Here is a 955-nt window from a genome sequence, read left to right as displayed (position 1 = left end):
CTTCGCTTTTTCTTCTTTTTCTACTTGTGACAAGCGTTTGAGTTTAAGGCCTAGCTCTTTTCCTCGAGCACGAGCAAATAAAATATTGCCAGCAAAACCAAGAGAGGTAAGCACCAGCTCAACCGCTGCCAACCACCGTTCACCACCGTCCACGTACAAGATAGTGAGTGCGTGCAAGAAATACAGCATCAAGACAAAGTTCGCCCATGCATGCGTGTAAGGTTTGCCCGCTAAGATGCCAGGTAACGGTAGCAATAACGGAATACACCATGCAATCGCGAGTGTTGTGCTACTCAGATGAGGGTGAGGAGATAAAGCGAGTTGCCAAATCGCGACCCATGCTAATAAAGCTAAGTTGCCGAACAAAGCGAGGTAGCGATACGTTTTAGCTTGAGCACCAAGTGGTGGTTGTTCTTCGAAAGAGTCAGACATCGATTCTCTATCCTTGAATTGATACCAATTCTACTGATTATTAATACTGGTATTAGTGACAAGCTTTGAGCTTTAACGCTGCTGTTGCTAGTCGTTTACCTAATTGTTGTGCCAGACGAGTCTCCTCTGCTGTGAGACTTGGTTCGTGTCCTACACTGCTGGCACCGTAGGGTGTGCCACCAGATTGGGTCGAATGCAGCTCTGGTTCAGCGTAAGGAATACCAAGTACCATCATCCCGTGATGCAGTAATGGCGTCATCATGCTTTGAAGTGTGGTCTCCTGACCGCCATGCATCGAAGATGATGAGGTAAATACACAAGCTGGCTTATCGATTAAGTCACCGCTAACCCACAAAGGGGTGGTTTGATCCCAAAAGTGCTTTAAAGGCGCTGCCATATTGCCAAACCAAACGGGACTACCGAACGCTAGACCGTCGCACTTTTTCAGTTCCTCTAGAGTAACAATTGGATCAGAAGGGGAGTGTGAGTGAGGTGACAATTCTTCAACTGTACGCAAAATTGC

General features: G+C 46.9%; 2 protein-coding genes. Both read right to left on the bottom strand.

Features of this window, described 5'->3' with window-relative positions; translation table 11 throughout:
- Positions 1-432: DUF2069 domain-containing protein (locus R7040_RS25090; protein ID WP_318097371.1), on the bottom strand; the 432-nt coding region annotated here is incomplete at its 3' end.
- Positions 433-484: 52 nt separating this feature from the next.
- Positions 485-955: NAD(P)H-dependent oxidoreductase (locus R7040_RS25085; protein ID WP_318097370.1), on the bottom strand; the 471-nt coding region annotated here is incomplete at its 5' end.

This window comes from Vibrio sp. 1069 (assembly GCF_033340555.1).
The sequence above is the reverse complement of the archived record's forward strand: the minus strand, read 5'-3'. Positions and strand labels throughout refer to the sequence as shown.